This window comes from Enterococcus sp. PLH-Efm8, assembly GCF_053011625.1.
The window spans coordinates 789371-807046 of sequence record NZ_CP172568.1 but is presented as its reverse complement, the minus strand read 5'-3'; the positions used below and the strand labels follow the sequence as shown (position 1 = coordinate 807046).

Annotated in this window: 24 protein-coding genes, 1 tRNA gene and 2 pseudogenes; 10 read left to right on the top strand and 17 right to left on the bottom strand. The window is 34.5% G+C overall.

The annotated features are described in order from the left end of the window. Positions 1 to 3: 3 nt before the first annotated feature. The 6 genes from ACIFUW_RS03955 to ACIFUW_RS03930 form a co-directional block, all read right to left on the bottom strand. Positions 4 to 273, bottom strand: coding sequence for a hypothetical protein (locus ACIFUW_RS03955; RefSeq protein WP_002286696.1), 270 nt, complete (start codon positions 271 to 273; stop codon positions 4 to 6). An 11-nt stretch (positions 274 to 284) separates the two neighbouring features. Further along, positions 285 to 1034 (bottom strand): helix-turn-helix domain-containing protein, encoded by a 750-nt coding sequence (locus tag ACIFUW_RS03950; RefSeq protein ID WP_002286552.1) that lies wholly within the window; start codon positions 1032 to 1034, stop codon positions 285 to 287. A gap of 2 nt (positions 1035 to 1036) precedes the next feature. Further along, positions 1037 to 1723, bottom strand: a complete 687-nt coding sequence (locus ACIFUW_RS03945) for a putative HNHc nuclease (protein ID WP_002286553.1) — start codon at positions 1721 to 1723, stop codon at positions 1037 to 1039. A gap of 5 nt (positions 1724 to 1728) precedes the next feature. Then, positions 1729 to 2400 (bottom strand): DUF1071 domain-containing protein, encoded by a 672-nt coding sequence (locus tag ACIFUW_RS03940; protein WP_002286557.1) that lies wholly within the window; start codon positions 2398 to 2400, stop codon positions 1729 to 1731. Then, entirely contained in the window at positions 2393 to 2734 is a 342-nt protein-coding gene (locus ACIFUW_RS03935) for a hypothetical protein (protein ID WP_002286559.1), read from the bottom strand. The genes ACIFUW_RS03940 and ACIFUW_RS03935 overlap by 8 nt, the downstream gene beginning before the upstream one ends. 177 nt (positions 2735 to 2911) lie before the next feature. Then, positions 2912 to 3610, bottom strand: coding sequence for a Rha family transcriptional regulator (locus ACIFUW_RS03930; RefSeq protein WP_002286562.1), 699 nt, complete (start codon positions 3608 to 3610; stop codon positions 2912 to 2914). Between the two features lie 86 nt (positions 3611 to 3696). Here ACIFUW_RS03930 and ACIFUW_RS03925 point away from each other — a divergent pair, with 86 nt between their 5' ends. Further along, on the top strand, positions 3697 to 4167 hold the full coding sequence (locus ACIFUW_RS03925) for a hypothetical protein (protein ID WP_002286568.1): 471 nt from the start codon (positions 3697 to 3699) through the stop codon (positions 4165 to 4167). A gap of 42 nt (positions 4168 to 4209) precedes the next feature. On the opposite strand, the gene ACIFUW_RS03920 is transcribed toward ACIFUW_RS03925, so the two are convergent. From ACIFUW_RS03920 to ACIFUW_RS03905, 4 genes are read right to left on the bottom strand one after another with little or no spacing between them, the layout of a single operon-like run. Further along, on the bottom strand, positions 4210 to 4389 hold the full coding sequence (locus ACIFUW_RS03920) for a hypothetical protein (protein WP_002296610.1): 180 nt from the start codon (positions 4387 to 4389) through the stop codon (positions 4210 to 4212). Next, positions 4376 to 4714, bottom strand: coding sequence for a DUF771 domain-containing protein (locus ACIFUW_RS03915; RefSeq protein ID WP_002286573.1), 339 nt, complete (start codon positions 4712 to 4714; stop codon positions 4376 to 4378). The genes ACIFUW_RS03920 and ACIFUW_RS03915 overlap by 14 nt, the downstream gene beginning before the upstream one ends. Before the next feature lie 15 nt (positions 4715 to 4729). Continuing rightward, a complete protein-coding gene (locus ACIFUW_RS03910) occupies positions 4730 to 4933 on the bottom strand; it encodes a helix-turn-helix domain-containing protein (RefSeq protein ID WP_002296611.1) in 204 nt (67 codons plus the stop codon). Positions 4934 to 4947: 14 nt separating this feature from the next. Further along, positions 4948 to 5724, bottom strand: a complete 777-nt coding sequence (locus ACIFUW_RS03905) for a phage antirepressor KilAC domain-containing protein (RefSeq protein ID WP_002290310.1) — start codon at positions 5722 to 5724, stop codon at positions 4948 to 4950. A gap of 298 nt (positions 5725 to 6022) precedes the next feature. On the opposite strand from ACIFUW_RS03905, the gene ACIFUW_RS03900 reads away from it, so the two are divergent. The 6 genes and pseudogenes from ACIFUW_RS03900 (at position 6023) to ACIFUW_RS03875 (ending at position 10239) form a co-directional block, all read left to right on the top strand. Beyond that, positions 6023 to 6343, top strand: coding sequence for a helix-turn-helix domain-containing protein (locus ACIFUW_RS03900; RefSeq protein WP_002296612.1), 321 nt, complete (start codon positions 6023 to 6025; stop codon positions 6341 to 6343). A 17-nt stretch (positions 6344 to 6360) separates the two neighbouring features. Then, positions 6361 to 6792 (top strand): ImmA/IrrE family metallo-endopeptidase, encoded by a 432-nt coding sequence (locus ACIFUW_RS03895; protein ID WP_002348715.1) that lies wholly within the window; start codon positions 6361 to 6363, stop codon positions 6790 to 6792. 129 nt (positions 6793 to 6921) lie between these two features. Continuing rightward, entirely contained in the window at positions 6922 to 7383 is a 462-nt protein-coding gene (locus ACIFUW_RS03890; RefSeq protein WP_002303013.1) for a DUF4429 domain-containing protein, read from the top strand. 33 nt (positions 7384 to 7416) lie between these two features. Continuing rightward, positions 7417 to 8052, top strand: a complete 636-nt coding sequence (locus ACIFUW_RS03885; protein ID WP_002296616.1) for a hypothetical protein — start codon at positions 7417 to 7419, stop codon at positions 8050 to 8052. Between the two features lie 112 nt (positions 8053 to 8164). After that, a pseudogene (locus ACIFUW_RS03880) lies at positions 8165 to 8801 on the top strand (hypothetical protein). A 298-nt stretch (positions 8802 to 9099) separates the two neighbouring features. After that, the gene (locus ACIFUW_RS03875; RefSeq protein WP_002286587.1) at positions 9100 to 10239 is read left to right on the top strand and encodes a site-specific integrase; all 1140 of its coding nucleotides are present in this window, start codon (positions 9100 to 9102) and stop codon (positions 10237 to 10239) included. A gap of 68 nt (positions 10240 to 10307) precedes the next feature. On the opposite strand, the gene ACIFUW_RS03870 is transcribed toward ACIFUW_RS03875, so the two are convergent. After that, a tRNA-Arg gene (locus ACIFUW_RS03870) sits at positions 10308 to 10381 on the bottom strand. 153 nt (positions 10382 to 10534) lie between these two features. On the opposite strand from ACIFUW_RS03870, the gene ACIFUW_RS03865 reads away from it, so the two are divergent. After that, positions 10535 to 10699 (top strand): hypothetical protein, encoded by a 165-nt coding sequence (locus ACIFUW_RS03865; RefSeq protein WP_002286676.1) that lies wholly within the window; start codon positions 10535 to 10537, stop codon positions 10697 to 10699. A gap of 70 nt (positions 10700 to 10769) precedes the next feature. On the opposite strand, the gene ACIFUW_RS03860 is transcribed toward ACIFUW_RS03865, so the two are convergent. The 6 genes and pseudogenes from ACIFUW_RS03860 to ACIFUW_RS03835 all read right to left on the bottom strand — a co-directional run bounded on the left by ACIFUW_RS03860 (position 10770) and on the right by ACIFUW_RS03835 (position 14994). Next, a complete protein-coding gene (locus tag ACIFUW_RS03860) occupies positions 10770 to 11951 on the bottom strand; it encodes a GNAT family N-acetyltransferase (RefSeq protein ID WP_002286589.1) in 1182 nt (393 codons plus the stop codon). Between the two features lie 122 nt (positions 11952 to 12073). After that, a complete protein-coding gene (locus ACIFUW_RS03855; protein WP_002286592.1) occupies positions 12074 to 12487 on the bottom strand; it encodes a DUF3284 domain-containing protein in 414 nt (137 codons plus the stop codon). Continuing rightward, positions 12487 to 12669 (bottom strand): DUF3188 domain-containing protein, encoded by a 183-nt coding sequence (locus tag ACIFUW_RS03850; protein WP_002286596.1) that lies wholly within the window; start codon positions 12667 to 12669, stop codon positions 12487 to 12489. Before ACIFUW_RS03850 ends, ACIFUW_RS03855 begins: the two co-directional genes overlap by 1 nt. 30 nt (positions 12670 to 12699) lie before the next feature. Next, a complete protein-coding gene (locus tag ACIFUW_RS03845) occupies positions 12700 to 12921 on the bottom strand; it encodes a hypothetical protein (protein WP_002286598.1) in 222 nt (73 codons plus the stop codon). 67 nt (positions 12922 to 12988) lie between these two features. Next, positions 12989 to 14257 (bottom strand): annotated as a pseudogene (locus ACIFUW_RS03840) (PTS sugar transporter subunit IIC); the annotation flags it as partial. A gap of 56 nt (positions 14258 to 14313) precedes the next feature. Beyond that, a complete protein-coding gene (locus tag ACIFUW_RS03835) occupies positions 14314 to 14994 on the bottom strand; it encodes an IS6-like element IS1216 family transposase (protein WP_001015311.1) in 681 nt (226 codons plus the stop codon). Positions 14995 to 15035: 41 nt separating this feature from the next. Between ACIFUW_RS03835 and ACIFUW_RS03830 the strand changes: the two genes are divergently transcribed. Then, complete coding sequence (locus ACIFUW_RS03830) at positions 15036 to 17150, top strand: glycoside hydrolase domain-containing protein (protein WP_269528401.1); 2115 nt, start codon at positions 15036 to 15038, stop codon at positions 17148 to 17150. Positions 17151 to 17229: 79 nt separating this feature from the next. Beyond that, positions 17230 to 17625 (top strand): hypothetical protein, encoded by a 396-nt coding sequence (locus tag ACIFUW_RS03825; RefSeq protein ID WP_002304891.1) that lies wholly within the window; start codon positions 17230 to 17232, stop codon positions 17623 to 17625. Positions 17626 to 17676 lie beyond the last annotated feature (51 nt).

Below are 17676 nucleotides of genomic sequence, written 5' to 3'. Positions count from 1 at the left end.
TGATTACACCTGCTCAAGTTCATTAAGATGTTTTTGCAAGCCTTTAACACAATCAACAAATAGTAATTTGGTATATGCTAAATTTCTTAATTGTGTTGTATCGATATAAAGTGCGAAATAGTATCTGAGCTTACTCCAACTCGAACGATCATTCTTAATTCCTTCAATTCCAGCTTCTTCGAGTTGATCATATACGTCTCTCAGGACGTCTAATTCCTCGCCCTTTTTATAATTCGCTATTTCATTAATTAGTTCTAGATAATCGATCTTCATTTTTCCACCTCTTAGAATGGTGCTTTTGATTGTCTATTAGCTCGTTCTAGCGCTTTTTTCTTGAGATAGGCTTCTTGGTCGATTGCCCATTCAGGAAGCTTCTCTCGTCTTCCTGTGCGCTTGTATCCACTGCTTGCGTTCTTAGGTTCACTTTTTTCTTTCCTTGCCCAACTTCGAATAGTTGCCAAATAGTTTTTATAAGTCTTACCAGATGATTCACAATACTCTGACAGTCGTTCGATTCGCTCTTGGTAATCATTAGGGAATTCTGTTTTGAGTTTCTCCATCTGCTCATCTGACAAAAGAACATTTTTATACTCTCCGTATTTATGACGGACGGGCTTAGCCTTCGATTTTTTCGAAGGCGGTAACTCTCTTATATATTCTTTTGTATTATTAAATGTATTATTAATAGATGTATTATTATCTTTGACTTTTTCGTCAATAGGGGTATTGCGTTTTTCGTCAATAGGGTATTGATTAATTCGTAGGTACCTATTGATTATTTGATTGGTACCCTCTTTGTAAATGATTTCCCGATTCAAGTATCCAAACTTAATCAAATCACTTACCCATCGCGATATGGTCTCTTTATTCACACCATATAAATCTGCAAAGTACTCATTGCCTGCCCAACAAAAGCCTCTTTCATTACACAAGGCCGTTATCTCTCCGTATAACAACTTAGTATTTGGTTTAAGTCTTTTGTCGTACCTTACGTTGGCTGGTATAATCGCATAATAACTTCGATGTTCTGTCATTTTTACCCTCCAATATTTAACTTTTTGATTGTTTTCTGGTTTAATTTGATCCCTTTGATTTGATATTTATTTTTGAAATTAATCACACCTATTTTGTGCTTCTCTGTGTGATGGATTCTGCAGAGTGCTGCAAATGTGTACTCTGCATGATCAACTTCTTTGCGCTTTCGTCTTCCTAGCGCTTTGTCAAAGTGATCGATGTCAGCTCCTGTTTTGCCACAGATGCAGCAGACTCTTTTTGTGATGCATTTGTAGAAGTAATATTCTTGATTCGCAGGTAAAATCTCATAGCCTTCTTTGAAAGGAATATGATGTTCAAAGATGAAATCTAAGATGATATTTGCTAAGACATTGGCATCACTCACAGTTGTATTCGATTCGTCTTTCAGGCTTATTTTGCGCCCTGTGACACCTTCAAAACGAAAGTAGAAGAATTCCTTCCAGAAGTCCGTTGGCATGCCTGTATCGATAAAAATATCGCCTATCAGCGCATAGATGAAGTTTCGTTGCTGTACGGTGAAACGTCTAGGATCAATAAAACGAATTTCAATGACTCGATCACCATCGTAGCCGTCATACATCGTCTTTAGTCGATCAATGTTCACTTCCTCATTGATGGTTGCGCTTATGTCTTTTCCTTTGAACTTTTTCAGAACCGCTGAATATGAATCGATTAATGGTTTAAACACTCATATCACTTCTTATCTAATTCTTTTCTCTTAGCTGCTATTGCTCGCTCCATCAAGGCACATTGCTCATAGCTTAACTGTTCAATAGTTTCAACGTTATCAGCTAAGAGCCCTAATTTATCTGTCTGCTCATTAACATATTCGATTAAGGTTTTGGTCATATCTTTACCCATCTGCTCATTGAAAGCTTCTAGAATCGTCTCTAGCATGTTTAATTTCTTTGTATCGATTCTAGGTGGTGTTGGAATATCTTCCCCTTGAAATACATATAATCCCAGTCCGTGTAGAGCCAATGCTTTCACAAAGCATCGCTTCAATGAGTTATTGATTTGCATTGCATTTGGTTTAACAACTGGTTGGTTTCGATAATCTAAAACAGGAAATAATTCGGTTTCCGTGTGTCCTTTAACCGTTACTGAGACAGATACATAAGTCCCAGTTTCATCCATAAGAAAAGGTTTATATTCCTCAACAAGAAAGTCTTGATGAGTTCCAGAAACAACCCTGTAGTGTTTGTACTCATTAATAGTTACCGTTGCCTGTGGATCATTCTTTTTCATAATCTCCCACGCGTGAGCCCAAGATAAATAATCAAAATTTCCTTTTTTCTTGAGAATTTTATTTAACTTACGACTAAAAAGTTTTTCAAAGTTCGTTGTCCCTTTGATTTCACTCATCAAATTCTGCCTCCATTTCAGCAATGTATTTCTTACCTGGTCCGTAATAAGAGATATCAATCAAGTTATCTCTGTCGTACTCTTCTAGCGCATCAATCAAGCCATCTTCGATGACGTAAATATATTCAGGTTTATTCGAATGCTTCGATAGATGGATAAGATAAACATGATCCCAAATAGTTACATGGTTGCCTAAATCATCTTGATCCCAAGCTAGTTCTTCATTCGTCAAAAGATTTCGTCTGATTTTTCGACCACTTGTTTCCTCAATTTTCGGCTTGCCCCAATCAGGATCAATCAAATATTGATCTAGAGTGGAAAGTTCTTTTTCCATATGCTAAAATCTCCTTATGATGTGTTTTCTTTGTGACTCTTTGCTTGCCGGCGGAGTCACTTTTTTATTTGTTGCCATGCTTTTTGCTTGTCAATATGTTGTTGGCTTAGGATGATTGGTTTATAGTATTTCCACCAGCAATTAGCAATTGCCGTCCCTATTCTTAGCGCTTCAGCTCTATTCATTGTCATCACCAAAAAGTCTCTGTTGTCTGTTCAGTTGATCAATTTCCATACGGATCGCAGTTTCTGGCAACCACATTTCAATAAATGAAACAGCATCATCGAATCTCTTACGAGGTAACTCGCCATATCTTGGGATTGAAAAGGTACGTTTAAATTCAGACCAAAATTTTGAGAATACTTTTTTGCTGATTTCTTCATAAGCTCGGCTTTCTTTTCCCCCTAGAACTCCCATAACTTTCATATTTCCTTTTTGCTTAATTTCAAACTCTTGTTGTCCGCTAATTCGCATAGTATCTTTAAGCATGGAAACATCTTTTTTAACATCTTTCATTTCTTCTAATTGATAGATCATCATATCTTCAATTGTTTGAGGAACAGTATTCTTGCGAATAACATCTTCCATTTCGTTGAATGCTTCAATGTATTTTTGTTTGAAGTAGATAGCTTTCTTTCCTGTAAACCCCATAGCCAGCAAGAAAAATCCATCTCTACTAATGAAGAAAACTCGTCGATTTCTGCCATATGAATCTGGTTCATTACCTTCTACAAACATCTGTCCAAAATTGGACACATCTTTTTTTAGTGCATCAATATCTCTTAAAACATGTTGATGTTTTTTCTCGAAGCTTTCTGCCACTTGTAAGCTCGTAGTCACAGCTTCTTTATTTTTCAAAATTACTAATTCTTGCATTATTTCTTCTCTCCTTTTTGGTATAATTTAGTTAAAAACTGGTGGTGTTTATTTTGAATTTTTTTCACTTAACAATTTTTCAATGGATGTCAATAATAAGTTTTATATTGAGTACGTTTTTAACAGGGATAAAAATAAAAGGAATGCGCCCTCAACTAGAAGTTGAACTTAATGCTTCTTACTTCGCTGCAGATATGATTTATACAAAAGTAATCATTTCTAACTATTCAACAGAACCAGCTATGTTAGTTAATTTAGAACTTTCATCCGCTAACTTAAACCGCAGATGGTCAGCTACTCCATTTAAGAAATTAATTGCTAAAGGAGGATCAGTCGATGATAATAGAATATACTCTGAAGCTGTACCGCTAAATATTCCTCCTAAAAGTGCTATATCTTGTTACCTTGCATTTGAAGTAGGGAAAATTAATTTTAATAAACTCCTTAATCACCAAACAAAAATGATATTTACTCTAAATAGAACCCAAATCCACAAAATTGTTGATATCAAAAATACAAACTTCCCAATAGAGAAATTAGTGAAAGAATTAAACTGAGTAATAGTAATATACATTCTAGTTTCTCTTTTCTATTCATTTTTAGTCAGCCCCCTCGGTTGGCTTTTTCGCTCTGTACTCAGCTTCAGCTTCATCAAGCCCCATAAAAATCCAAACCATGTAAACAATCGTTCCTATCAACGCTTGCCTGCTTCCCCAAAGTCCTAAAGCGTAGATGATTAGCGGTGCGCTGAACACTAGCGCTCTATTAAATTTTCCCATCCGCTTGCCTCCTTAAGATTTCCGAAAAATTTGTTTCTAAAAATTCAAGTGTTTTACTTCTTAAAAATAGATATGTGTCTCTTCCTTCAACTGGATAATAGACAAATCCATTTTTGTTTTTCTCGATATCGATAATATTTCTATATCTTGGGTTCTTTAAAACTCTAGAAGTAAACCAATCATATTTTCTGTTAATCCGTTCTAGCACTTCTGGCAACGTCATCCATCTACCAGTATCATCAGCTTTTTTTAACTCCTCATAATCCACTTGGGAGATAATTACATAGCCTTCTGGAATTGGGATTTTTGCTTCTAGATATTGCATTAGCTGTTCCTCCCTTTACAATTCGTACATAGTGATAATCGAATCTATAATTCTGTTTGCTTCTGCAGAAGTCTTTTTACCGTTTAAAATTAAAGATAAGTAGCTTTTGCTAATTCCAAATCTTTCAGCAAGCATGGTGTAAGTTAAGAACTTTGAACTTTCGACATATTCTTTGATTTTTTCTCTATCTCGTTGAGTGATTTCTGCAATGTCAGTCATACTAAAACTCCTTTCTAACCAATTTCCTCTAAATCCATTTGAGGGTAATATCCTTCTTTTTTTAGTAATTCGTAGATAAATAGACGCCCTTTCTGTGTCCATTTGGTATTCATTACAATTTTAGTGCCACCATCGGCTTTCGGGATCTCAGTTGTATGAGATTTTGTGTATCCTTGGTTCATGTGTTTTTTGCACAATAACCATTGGTTACCGACTTTTTTCTGAATACCTAGTTTATGAAGTAATTTATTCATCTGTTGTGGAGACATCCCATAATCTGCTGCAATCTGACTAATTGTTACTGAATCTGTAGAAGATAATATGCTATCTAAATAGGAGATTTTAGGTTCGTACTCTGCAATCTTTTGTTCTGCGATTAATCTTCCAGTTCTTTCTTCTTTTAGTTGAGTTGCTAATTGAATGATTGTATCTGGATTAAGCAAAGCTTCTTCTACTTTTTCTGGAGTTAGATAACCTCCATGTTTTCTAATTGCTGGCAACACTTCACTTGTTACCCAACGTTTAAATTTTTTGGCAGAGGGAAGTTTTGATTTTAAGATTAAACTGTACAAACCAGATTCGTTGATGATTGTCATCTCTCTTGATTGACCTGAGGTCGTGATTCGCGACCCCATCTTATCTTCCAAATCTACATGCCGCGACAAAGCATCTTTAGTGTTTGAATAACCCAAAACACTCGCAACGTCTTTGCCTACAAAATATGGTTCATCATTTACTAAAATTGTCCGAACTTCGTTTTGTTCGAAATTAAAAATTTGCGGTGTGTTCATATTTCTCATTCCTTTCTTTTATATTCGTAAACAAATTTAACAACTTTTTTCTAAATTCAATTGACAGTATCTGAGTAATACTCTATACTAAGAGCATAATTAAATAAGACATAAAAACATTGATTTTAAAGCTTTCTTGGCGGTCTGCATTTACATATCAATAGTGTTTTTTGTTGTCTTTTTAGTTGTTAAATCTGTTTACAAGATATAGTATAGCTCATTACTCAGAATTAGTCAAATTATTTCTGCGTATTTTTCTAAACTTTTTTTGTAAACATTTAGAAAGGTTGTTTTATCGATGAATACCTATGAAATAATAAAAGACTTGGCGAAGAGGAAAAAGATATCTATACGGCAGTTAGAAATTAATTTTGGATATTCTAACGGTTATCTAGCAAAGTGGAAAAATAATACTCCTAATTCAGATGAATTAAGTCGGATTGCTGACTATTTCGATGTCTCTGTAGACTACCTTCTAGGTAGAGAAGAAAGAGAAACCCCTAAACATGTGGATTTATCAGAAGACGATACTGTTTTTTCTTTTGATGGAAAAGAAATATCTAAGGAGACAATGCGTAAAGCGATTGCAATTGCTAAAGCTTTAGAGGAAAATGAATAGTTGGAGTGATGGTTTGTATGTATTTGAAATTGAAAGAAATGTTGAGCGAATACAATTTGAAAGTAGTTTATATGGAGATGAAAGAGCCTGGTTTCTACTATCCAAAACCCAGAATCATTTTTTTGAATGAAAATCTATACGGTGAAACTGCAGAAGCCTTTCATTTATCTCATGAACTTGCACATTTCAGCGCCTCTCATTTTGAATTTTCAGTTTTGTACGATACTTCTACAACTTTTCACTCAAAATTTGAAACAGAAGCAGATAAAATAGCTATTCTAATTTTATTAAATATCTATATTGAGAACGAACTGACTGATAAATCTCAGTTTAATCTCGAAAAATTTATGGAGTATTATTCTATTCAGAATAAGCTCAGATACACTTGTTATGCTGTCTGCCAATGCTATTTTAAGAAAAAATATTCTTACGCAAGGCAATATGTATGAATACATCAAGAATTATTAAAAAAACCGATTTCAGCAAAACATTAAAAAAGCCCGTGCTGCAACACGGGCTCTTTCCTCATATATGAGCTTCTACAAAAAAAATCATATCACAGAAATGAGGAAGAAAAAATGGAAAAAGAGATTTTAATAAAATCTCCAGGAAAAACCTTGATTAAAGTAACTGATGATTCTATTTCAATTATTAGAAAAGGATTTATAAATTTAGTTAATCAAGGTATTAAAGGAGAAAAAACTATCCCCTTTAAAAATATATCAGCCGTACAATTAAAAAAACCAGGTATGAGTAATGGTTATATACAATTTACCTTGCTAGGCGGAAACGAAAGTCGCGGAGGTATATTAGCGGCCACGAAAGATGAAAACACCGTTATGTTTACAAAAAAATATTGGAATGAAATGGAAAATTTAAAAAAATATATAGAGAAGCAACAATCTATATTAGATAATAATTCCAAAGAAACACAAATTTCAAGTGCAGATGAAATTAAAAAGTATAAAGAGTTGTTAGATGAAGGGATTATTAATCAAGAAGAATTCGATTTTAAGAAAAAAGAATTGCTTGGTTTATAATATTCAATATCAAAAGAGAAAGAGGATCTATTAATGGACGGTATATTTGGTTTTACTGGTATTGTTTTATTTATTATAGGTTTAATCATGTTAATTGTAAGATTTATCAAAAAAACAAATAAGAAAACACCTATGATTCTCCTTATTATCGGGATTATTTTTACTACCGTAGGTTTCTCGCTTTCCTCATCAAACGAGGCAAATGACAATAACAAACAGGAAAGCTCATCATCTGATACTCAAACTACTACATCTAACAGCAGCAATAAAAGCCTAACTCAATTTGAAGAATTTTTAGAGACAAATAATCATGACTGGGGTGCTTTCTTAGATAGTTATTATTCTATTACTCCAGCTACTGAGCAAAATACAGCTTTTACTAAATATATTAGTGGTAAAACATATACTTTTGAAGGAACTGTTATCGAATCAATGACTACTAGAATAGCCATTATAGCAGACAAAGAGTACGATGATAAAAGTTGGAATGATATTTCTGCAACACCTAAAGTTTCATATGTAATTTTTGCGAAGGACTTAAACAATGCTGATACCTTTACAAAGGGCGATAAAGTAACTTTTACAGGAGAAATTAGTTCAAGAGGATCGAACATAGAAAAATCCTATGCTCAATGGGATATGATTAATAGTAAAGTAAGTAAAAAATAAATGAACCACGCCCCACTAAGAGTTAGATTGTGCACAATAATAAAACCTATACAAAAGAGTGCCATCAGGAGTCACAATGCTTGTAAAGGAAATGACAAAATAGGAGGTAACTATGGATAATAGCAATGAAAAACTAACCAAAAAAGAATATCTTGAATTAATAGTTGAAGGCGGTATTGGAGCAATTCCTTATATTGGTGGCGTTGTGCAGTCACTTTATTTTTGGGTCTAAAAACGAGAAGCGTTTCAAACGCATCGAGAAATTCTACAAAAATTTAAACGAATCATTAGAAAACATTCGCGATCAAATTCCAGAAGATGTTTTCAACTTAGAGAACAAGGACCAACTCATTGGAATATTCGAAGGGATAAATGACGAGGTAGAAAAATCAAAGGCACAAAATAAAATAGATATGTATAAAAATCTTTATAAGAATTGTTTACTTCGAATTAACAACGCTTCATGGGATAACGAGGAGTATTATCTTCTTGTACTGAATCAATTAACATCGATTGAGATTCAATTGTTAGCATGCTTAATGAGTCGTGGAAACGAAAATTTCACTGGAAATATCAGCATGTCTGGCTATTCACAAGAGCTAATAGATGGTAGCTTAAATAGATTATCTGATTTTGGTCTGTTAGAAAAAACGATTAGCTCCATAGTATTAGGTGATGTCGGCAAACAAAATATGGGCTACAAAATATCTCATTTAGGAATTCAATTTATTAACTCAACTCTTACTTAAGTTTTCTTTCTAATATGACATCTAGACCTATCAGCAATGCAACAATAAAAAACCAGACATACCAATAATCAACAAATAATCTAAACTCTGGAAGTTCAGTTATTCTTTTAAAAATCACTTTAATCATAATAAACACCTCTGATTGGATGATCTAATACACATCCAATTATACCATTAAAACGACAAATAGCACATCCTTGCGCCGGCAAGCAAAAAGGATGTGCAAAAAATAATAAAACCCAAACAATGGGCTTCTTTATAGTTCCTATTGTATCAGAGAAAGAGAGCTGATTCAATTATGGCAAGATTAGTCAAACGTGGAAATAGTTGGCAATACGAAATTTCATACAAAAAAGATGACGGAAAATACACGAAGATAAGAAAATCAGGATTTAAGACAAAAGGAGAAGCAAAAGATGCCGCCAACGAATTAGAATATAACTTGAACAAAGGCCTTAAAGGGGATCGCAAAAATCTATTATTATCAGATTACTTTGAGGATTGGATGCAACTTTATAAAGAAGGAACAGTATCTCCTATCACTTATAGAAAATACGAAGATACGTTAATGAACATAAAGAAATATATGCCAGCGGTATTGATTTCTGATTTAGATAGAGTGGGATATCAACGCTTTTTAAATAAGTATGCTAAAGACCATGTAAAATCTACCGTTATTAAGTTTAATAACCATATTAGAGCGTCGTTGAAAGATGCCGTAGAAGAAGGATTAATTCCGTTTGATCCAACTAGAAAAGCAGTAATCAAAGGAAAAGATTCATTGAAGCCAAAAGAAGATAAATATTTAGATTATGATCAATTTAAATCTTTAATGAAACTCGTAGAAGAAAACCTTTCTGCGCAGTACTCTTCTCCTATGCTCGTGTTAGTTGCTGGTGCCACTGGAATGCGATTTGCTGAACTTCTAGGATTAACATGGGAAGATATCGATTTCGAAGATCAAATCATCACTATTAATAAAACATGGAATTATAAATTAAATGAATGGGGAAAAACAAAAAACGAAACTTCAAATAGGAAAATTTCCATTGATAAACATACGATTGATCTCTTAAAAAAGTTTAAAATCAATCAAAAAGAATTATTCGAGAATTTTGAAATCAAAAACCCTCATAATTTTGTTTTTTTCAACTTAAAAAATGGATTAGTTTCATCAAACGCCGTCAGCAAATATTTGCGCAAAAAATTAAAAGAATTAGGGATTGAAAAGCAATTTACTTTGCATGGACTAAGGCATACACATGCATCTATTTTACTTTATCAAGGAGTAAATATACTTAGCGTATCGAAACGTTTAGGACATAGCAGTTTAGAAACTACAATGTCTACTTATCTTCATATTGTTCGAGAGCTTGAAGATCAGGATAAAGAAAAAATCAATACTGTGTTCGATAGTTTATATAAAAATGATAACTAGTTTGGCACATTTTTGGCACAAATACAAAACAAACCCCTGTACCGCAAAGGATACAGGGGTTATTTATACGTTCCTGACTGGAATTGAACCAGCGACCTATCGCTTAGGAGGCGATTGCTCTATCCTACTGAGCTACAGGAACAATTTCAATAAATCAATTGTAGCTTGTTTGTTTTTTACTTGCAAGCTTATCTGCTAAAAAAATCAGCTTATAAGTTAGGCAAAACGTTTCCACTAGTCCTTAACAGATGATAAACTAGAGGTAGAATGAAATAATGTAGGGAGGTCCTTTCCAATGAATGATAAGCCAAAAGAAAAAGTATACGCAGAACGCTTAGATTCATCTAAAAAAAATCGGGAAAAGATTACGAAAGAAGCAATCCAAGACCACAAAAAAGAAAACCCTAAAACAAAAGAAAACAAAAAATTCAAATTTACGAAAAAAGAGGATTTACTTTAACATTTTCCTTCAAATGCCAAATGAAAAACAAAAGGGTGGTGACAAAAATATTGTCATCACCCGTTTTTTATCAAAAATAGTCATTAAGAATTGGCTGTTGCTGTGGCAAGATTGAGCTTAACGTTTCTTCATATTCTTTTGTCACCTGTATTCTTTCTTGGAATACCAACTCTTCCACTTTACGATACCCTAATAATAGCTGCGTGATATGTTGGATACTTCCTCGAACGATTGGGAGTTTTGTTTGTTCTACTTTTGAGAGATGATTTTTTCCATTTTCGATTGTTACTTCCACGATTCCTTCATTCCATTTCGCATAATGATCTTCTTCTATTTGTAGGGCAAATGCAGCTTGTCTCTTTTTAAATGGATAATTTTCCAAAAACAAAGAAATATCTACGATCCTCGCCATCATATAAGGTGTGATCATTACAGAAGCAAATGGATTTTCTAATAGATAATTTTGATCATTACCGCCGTAGCCGCATGAATATTCAAATGTTTCAAAAGCACCATTGTGAGAACTTACGAAGCGAACAAGGCTGCAAAAAGCATCATGATCCAAAAATCCCCACTCCGCAATAATAAAGGAAGACGTTGCAAGCTGATAAACGATATATCCCGTTGCTTCCTCATTATCATCAAAATGCAAAGCAAACTGGTAATTGCCTTTTTGCTTGAATTTATACGTATACCACCAGTCTTCGCGCTTCAGACCAGCTCGTTGGTTTTCCGGCATCTGTTCATAAATTCTTCTGATTGCAGCTTTTGCATCTTCAAAATCCATACGCTTTATTTTTCCAGATTTTTTTTTGATAAACGGCACATCACGACTGTTTAGTTGATAACTGATTTTATCAAATGATTGTTCATAGCCATAGCGCCGATAGAAGGGATAGGAGAATGGCGCCAGATAAGATAAGCTTACTTTACGATCACGGCAATCTTCAAGGATCTTTTCCATGATCTGATTGATCCCGCCTTGTCCCCTTGCTTCTGGATAAGAAGCAACATAGCCAATGCCGGCCATTAGGTACTCTTGTCCGTAAAAATTCACTGGAAAAGGGGTCGCCATGACTTGACTTGTTAGCCGATCCTCCTCATCAAAAAATCCGTAATTCCAAGAATTCTCCGCAAGTGTACGAAAACGTTCTCGCCTTTCAGGTGTATCTGCCCCATTAAATGCATAAGTGGCTAAATCAAACATTTCCTCAATCGAAGATACACCTAGCTCTCTTACTTTGTTTGTCATTTTGCTGCCCCTTCCTACAAAAAAGCTAGTGAGGATTCGCAGGAAAGATCTATCTTCCTATGAAAAATTCCTTCTAGCTTACTTCATTTTTCAATAACTAAATAGTACCATGTTTCATTGATTTAATACGTTGCTTCGATCATATCTAGCATTTTTTTGAAACGTCTCCGTTTAAAATACATCAAGATTGTTCCTAAAAGCATATCATTCAACTTTTGAAGCATGCCATAAGACTCCATTTTTTCTGTGTAATGAACCTCACAGGTCGAATCGTCCAATGGTTTGATTTGATAATGAACGACGAATTCATTCTTCGTTGTCGATGTACGAAACTTATAAGACTGGTTTTCAATGACTTCTTCGATTTTTATGCGAGCCCGGTTATTTTGCGAGAATTGTTTGACGTACTCCAAATTTTTCAGCTGTTTTCTAGTTACTGATTTGCCGGTCGCTTTACGTACATCGAAAAGGACAGAGTCCATAACTTTATCGTAAAAAAACGATGCTGGAATATTTAATTTTTTCGTGATTTCCATTAGTTATTTTTCTCCTTTGCTTCTTCTCTTTTTTTCCCCTTCATGAAGAAATAGATTCCTAATCCTGTTAGAAAAAGACCTGTGACCATACTATACAAATCATACCTTTGCGAATGTGGATTCAAACTATACAACACGATCAAAGAACCAATACTACATAAAAATAAACCGTTTTTTATCATCTCAACCATCCTATCTTTTTAAACCATTTTCTAAACAGCTGTTGATTGAAAATAAAGGACTGTTCCCCAAGGCTGTGCTTTGATTAGTTCCTTTGCTTTTTTAGCCGCAACTTCCGGATCTTCTGCACTTGTTTCAAAGAACAGCTTGATTCCTTGTTTTTCTTTAAATGTAAAAGTCATTCCTTCTTCATTGTATCCTTCTAACAATTCTTTGATTTCATCTTGTTGCATTGCACTGGCAATTGTAATCATTTCAGTTCCTCCTCGAAAATTCATTATGAGGAACGAAACTTAAAGCGTCCCGCTCCTCACGTTCATCTTATTGTTGTTCGCCTGCGGCAGGGTCCATTTTGTTTGCAGAGATGACAAATGGTGCCCAAATCAAGAAAGTCACGACCATACATACTAATGTTACGATCGGTGCCCGCCAATCCGCTCCTGTTGCTAAGAATGACAATAAGAACGGCGGTACTACCCATGTGACTTGCTGCGATACCGGAGCGACTAGGCCAAGATAAGTAGCTGTCCATCCAATTGCTGTTGCTACTACTGGAGCAATCAAGAATGGGATAAACATGATTGCATTCAATACGATTGGCAGACCAAACATCACTGGTTCGTTGATATTGAAGATACCAGGCCCAATGGATAATTTAGCTACTGTTAGATAATCTGCACGTTTAGAGAAAATCAAGATAGCTATCAGTAAGACGATCGTTCCGCCTGATCCGCCAAACCATGCAAAAGCATCGAACGATCCGCGGACCCACATATAAGCTTTTCCATCTTCGATTGCATCTAACACGGCTGGTGTACCAGTTTTTCCGTTATAACCTTTTTGGAAAATATCAATATTGATTAGTTGTGCTTGTCCCCAGATTCCCTCTAGCACTGGTGCCAATACATTTGGTCCATGAATACCAAAGAACCAGAATACTTGAACAAATACTGTGACGATCAATACTGCTCCCAACCCTTGAGATAATCCTAGGAATGGTTCTGCAATATATTTTTGCACCAAATCAATGATCAGTTGCCCATCAGCTACACGACCTACGATATAATTGATAATAGCAATGACGTATAAAGCGATCGTCGCTGGTAAAATGGCTGCAAATGCTTTAGATACTGCTGGTGGTACTGAATCAGGCATTTTGATCGTAATGTTGGCAAGCATCAATTTACAAAAAATAATGACTGAAATAGCTCCCATGATCATAACTGTAAAATAAGCGTTTCCATTCAAATGATCTAGTTTTAGCCAACCCCATAATCCAACTGACAGTGTGCCATCTGCAATCGTTGCACCAATCTCAGAACTATTGATTGCATCTGCGACATTTGAAGGAACATTCACATCTAATGCTGCTGATAATGCTGGACCAAAGGAAATACCTTGAATCAAGGTAGCTAAACCAACGATCCCCCCAGCTAGATCATTTACTCCATAAGCTCGGGCAAGATTATACCCCCAAGAAAAGGCAAAGATCAATCCGGCGATTGCTAGTGTACCGTTCCAGACAAAACCATTGATTCCGATGATGACATTCAATACGGCAAAGATTCCTTTGTCTGCTGCTAAACTGTCAGGGTTCTGTTGCAAAGTTTTAAATAAAGAATAAAATCCCTTACGGTATCTATGATTTAAGCTGGGATTCCCAATAATACCTTGATTTCAGTACAGACCGAAAACCCGAAGAGAGTGCCTTCTTTTCGGGTTTTCTTATATAATCCTCGAATGGCTTCCATGCCTTTAATCGTGGTAGAGGCAGTGCGTAAACTTCGATAGAATTTATTGCGTCTCTTTACTGGACGATGGTCTTGTTCAATCAAATTATTCAGGTATTTAATGGTACGATGTTCTGTCCCTTGATAAAAGCCGTATTCTTTTAGTTTCTTAAAGGCACTTGTAATAGAGGGGGCTTTATCTGTGACTACAACCTTCGGTTCATCAAACTGCTTCACTAACCGCTTAAGAAAAGCATAGGCTGCTTGTGTGTCCCGTTTTTTACGTAACCAAATATCCAAGGTTAAACCATCTGCATCGATGGCTCGATACAAATAATGCCATTTTCCTTTAATTTTGATGTACGTTTCATCCATTTTCCATGAATAAAAGGATTTTTTATTTTTCTTTTTCCAAATTTGATAGAGTAGTTTGCCATATTCTTGCACCCAACGATAAATCGTCGTATGAGAAACGTTAATGCCACGATCATATAAGATTTCTTGAACTTCACGATAGCTAAGGTTATAACGAAGATAGTAGCCCACGGCTACAATAATCACATCCTGCTGAAATTGCTTTCCTTTAAAATGATTCATCGTCATTCCTCCTGCTATCTTTTTCTATTATTCTACCTTATTTGATAGTAGATTTAAAACTTTGCAACAGAACCAAGGGGATTAATCCAGGTGGCTTCGATGGGGTATATACTCCATATTTAGATACTGCTGTAAAAGAGTTGCAGACTGATGCAGGGTTTAATGGAAGCGCTGTAACTGGAGTTTTGGATGCGAAATGGGCCAAAGCGTTATTTGATATGAGTGCTTTTGTTCTTGTTCCCGGCGGAGATAGTAAAATTAGAAAAATGCAGCAATGGTTAAATGTAAATTATTTAGAATACACGGGAATAATGCCTTGTGATGGTATTTATCAAAGAAATTCAAATCAAGCATTAATTTTTGCATTACAAGCTGAACTAGGATATTCTCCCAGTGAAGCAACAGGGTCTTATGGTAATGGGACAACTAGTAAAACTTATCCTGTGTCTGAAGGTAACTCGGGAAACTATGTAAGAATAATTCAATATGGATTATATGTTAATGGTTATTTTGAAGACGGTACATTCGATGGTATTTTCACTAAATATATGGGTTTAGAAGTACTGGCATTCCGAAAATTTATGGTATTGCCTGAATATACTGAAATAGCAGATGTTGTTGTAATAAAAGGACTATTGTCTAGCGCTGGAGATATTAGAAGATCTGCAGATGGCGCAGATACTTCTACGCAATTAACTAGATCTCAAATCCAAACATTGGTTGATAATGATATAAAAATAGTTGGTAGATATCTTACTGGTACTGTTGGAATTGGAAAAGATGAACGAAATAAGTATCTAACTACAGAGGAATTGAATAATATTTTTTCTAAAAATTTATCTGTGTTTCCTATCTATCAAGATGGAGGTGCAGCATTAGCTTATTTTACTTATGATCGTGGCTTATCAGATGGTAAGAAGGCTATAGATGCAGCAAAAAATCTAAATATACCATTAACAACAGTTATTTATTTTGCTGTTGATCTAGACATGTTAGGGGAAGAAATTCTTGCATATGCTGGAGAATATTTTAAGGGGGTATCTGCTGTAATGTCATATAGCGGGTATCAAACGGGTGTTTACGGAACAAGAAATGTTTGTTCTCAAATAATCAATAACGGGTATGCTTCGTTTGCATTTGTTTCAGATATGTCGACTGGTTATAGTGGGAATTTAGGTTTTCCTATGCCTAGACAATGGTCTTTTGATCAATTTGTTGAATTTACCATAGGAAGTGGCAACGGAGCTGTTGGTATCGATTTAATCGCTACATCGGGTAGAGATAGCGGATTTAATGAGTTATCAAATGATACTAATAATGATAATTACATTGCCAAATACAATCAGAAGGTTATAAATCAGATGGTACGTGCGTATCAATATCTATCACAAGCTGGTCTTGATAATCCTTGGAACCCTCATTTGACATTTTATAGATATGTAAATTATTCTGGTTTGTCATGGGACATCATTTCTTCTCCTGTAACAGAGCATGATAGAAAAATTTATGATGAATATAGGAATAAATTAACTAATAGCGAGGGCCTGTATAATTATTTTATAGATCCTAATACTGGTTCAATAATAGGTTTGCCTCACTTAATTGTGACGTTACAATCACAGATGTTTCTAGCCGACACAATCAATGATAGTGTTTCTGACTTTGCAGGTTGGTTAGGAGATTTAATGACTTGCTGGGGTGAAGTTAAGAAATTAGGAATACAAATGGAGCAAGGTGTATTTGCATTAGTAGGTACGGCTGCAGGTGGAACATTTAGTCTAGAAGATTTATACCAAGATGTTGACGCGGTAAATGTTTATACCTTAGCAAAAAGAAATTCTGATTCAACAGCTTTATCGGCTTTAAAAACGTACTATTGTGATAAGGGTGCTATTGATAGATTTAATCAATTTGTTAAGAACAGATTTGGTTCTTCAGATAAAATCGCTTCAGTAACAAATAGTTTATTAGAAAATGACGAAACAGTTGATATCTTAGGTGTAGGGATAATTTCATTTTTCATTGATAAAATAGTTAATAATTCACTTGGGACAGATTTTACTTATCTTGATTTTATTGGAGATGAGGGGAAAGTTGCAAATGGATTTTCTGAAAAAATTATTCAATTTCAAGAAAATAGAAGTAAACTTAATTAAGAATCGTTTACTATTTAAACAGTGTCCTTTTCCTTTTTAAATATATACGATAAAATAAGTATATGAATTGTAAAAGGACATGATGATTATGGAAGAAATAGAATGGAATAATCTGACTCAAAATAATAAAAATAATTCTGGATGTGGAATTATCTTTATGTTTGTTATAGTTTTGGGAATAGTAGTACTTTTAATAACTGTCAAGATAGTAGATTACTTTGCGAATACTCCTGAAGAACAAATACAGAGAAAACTTCCTGAGTTTGAAAGAGTACCACCTTATGATCCAAGAGATAATTCATTTCAAGTAAAAAAATTAAAAGAGTCTCCAAATGAAATGTGGTTTGAAGTTACAGTTGAATCAAGCGACTTCAAAGAAAAAAAGAAAGAATACAATTATATTGTAAAGGCAAAAGTATCAAAAAGATTTATTTTTAACCCTAAATTAGAAATATATAGTGTTGTAATAGAATAATAGTGTTAAAAAAATTGTAAAAGTTAAAGAAGTCAAATTCTGATGTGAAAA

What these genes read in the sequence shown, in the direction of transcription:
- ACIFUW_RS03955 (WP_002286696.1), bottom strand. Translation starts at nt 273, where the DNA reads ATGAAGATCGATTATCTAGAACTAATTAATGAAATAGCGAATTATAAA.
- ACIFUW_RS03950 (WP_002286552.1), bottom strand. Translation starts at nt 1,034, where the DNA reads ATGACAGAACATCGAAGTTATTATGCGATTATACCAGCCAACGTAAGG.
- ACIFUW_RS03940 (WP_002286557.1), bottom strand. Translation starts at nt 2,400, where the DNA reads ATGAGTGAAATCAAAGGGACAACGAACTTTGAAAAACTTTTTAGTCGT.
- ACIFUW_RS03935 (WP_002286559.1), bottom strand. Translation starts at nt 2,734, where the DNA reads ATGGAAAAAGAACTTTCCACTCTAGATCAATATTTGATTGATCCTGAT.
- ACIFUW_RS03930 (WP_002286562.1), bottom strand. Translation starts at nt 3,610, where the DNA reads ATGCAAGAATTAGTAATTTTGAAAAATAAAGAAGCTGTGACTACGAGC.
- ACIFUW_RS03925 (WP_002286568.1), top strand. Translation starts at nt 3,697, where the DNA reads ATGTCAATAATAAGTTTTATATTGAGTACGTTTTTAACAGGGATAAAA.
- ACIFUW_RS03920 (WP_002296610.1), bottom strand. Translation starts at nt 4,389, where the DNA reads ATGGGAAAATTTAATAGAGCGCTAGTGTTCAGCGCACCGCTAATCATC.
- ACIFUW_RS03915 (WP_002286573.1), bottom strand. Translation starts at nt 4,714, where the DNA reads ATGCAATATCTAGAAGCAAAAATCCCAATTCCAGAAGGCTATGTAATT.
- ACIFUW_RS03910 (WP_002296611.1), bottom strand. Translation starts at nt 4,933, where the DNA reads ATGACTGACATTGCAGAAATCACTCAACGAGATAGAGAAAAAATCAAA.
- ACIFUW_RS03905 (WP_002290310.1), bottom strand. Translation starts at nt 5,724, where the DNA reads ATGAACACACCGCAAATTTTTAATTTCGAACAAAACGAAGTTCGGACA.
- ACIFUW_RS03900 (WP_002296612.1), top strand. Translation starts at nt 6,023, where the DNA reads ATGAATACCTATGAAATAATAAAAGACTTGGCGAAGAGGAAAAAGATA.
- ACIFUW_RS03895 (WP_002348715.1), top strand. Translation starts at nt 6,361, where the DNA reads ATGTATTTGAAATTGAAAGAAATGTTGAGCGAATACAATTTGAAAGTA.
- ACIFUW_RS03890 (WP_002303013.1), top strand. Translation starts at nt 6,922, where the DNA reads ATGGAAAAAGAGATTTTAATAAAATCTCCAGGAAAAACCTTGATTAAA.
- ACIFUW_RS03885 (WP_002296616.1), top strand. Translation starts at nt 7,417, where the DNA reads ATGGACGGTATATTTGGTTTTACTGGTATTGTTTTATTTATTATAGGT.
- ACIFUW_RS03875 (WP_002286587.1), top strand. Translation starts at nt 9,100, where the DNA reads ATGGCAAGATTAGTCAAACGTGGAAATAGTTGGCAATACGAAATTTCA.
- ACIFUW_RS03865 (WP_002286676.1), top strand. Translation starts at nt 10,535, where the DNA reads ATGAATGATAAGCCAAAAGAAAAAGTATACGCAGAACGCTTAGATTCA.
- ACIFUW_RS03860 (WP_002286589.1), bottom strand. Translation starts at nt 11,951, where the DNA reads ATGACAAACAAAGTAAGAGAGCTAGGTGTATCTTCGATTGAGGAAATG.
- ACIFUW_RS03855 (WP_002286592.1), bottom strand. Translation starts at nt 12,487, where the DNA reads ATGGAAATCACGAAAAAATTAAATATTCCAGCATCGTTTTTTTACGAT.
- ACIFUW_RS03850 (WP_002286596.1), bottom strand. Translation starts at nt 12,669, where the DNA reads ATGATAAAAAACGGTTTATTTTTATGTAGTATTGGTTCTTTGATCGTG.
- ACIFUW_RS03845 (WP_002286598.1), bottom strand. Translation starts at nt 12,921, where the DNA reads ATGATTACAATTGCCAGTGCAATGCAACAAGATGAAATCAAAGAATTG.
- ACIFUW_RS03835 (WP_001015311.1), bottom strand. Translation starts at nt 14,994, where the DNA reads ATGAATCATTTTAAAGGAAAGCAATTTCAGCAGGATGTGATTATTGTA.
- ACIFUW_RS03825 (WP_002304891.1), top strand. Translation starts at nt 17,230, where the DNA reads ATGATGATTATGGAAGAAATAGAATGGAATAATCTGACTCAAAATAAT.